At 59.1% G+C, this 276-nt stretch carries 1 pseudogene; it reads right to left on the reverse strand.

What is annotated here, in order from left to right:
- Positions 1-208 (reverse strand): annotated as a pseudogene (locus F6X42_RS43230) (IS6 family transposase); the annotation flags it as partial.
- Positions 209-276 lie beyond the last annotated feature (68 nt).

The following is a 276-nucleotide window of genomic DNA, read 5'->3' on the forward strand; positions in this document are numbered from 1 at the left end:
TCCACCGTTTCACGAACTCCGGCGCAAAGCGCCGCACCCAGCGCAGGATCGTCGTGTGCGCCAGCGACAGACCCCGTTCCGCCATCATCTCGACCAGATCGCGCAGGCTAAGCTTGTAGCGCAGGTACCAGCGAACACACAGAATGATCACATCGCGGTCAAAGTGACGGCCTGCGAACAGTTCGTCAAGGCTCTTCAGCTTGCTCATCGTCGGTTCTCAATTCGTTCAGCCTGACACCTTAACCGATTCGCCCCCGCGCTATTTGCACCAGAGCC

Source organism: Paraburkholderia podalyriae (assembly GCF_014397785.1).
Taxonomy (GTDB): domain Bacteria; phylum Pseudomonadota; class Gammaproteobacteria; order Burkholderiales; family Burkholderiaceae; genus Paraburkholderia; species Paraburkholderia podalyriae.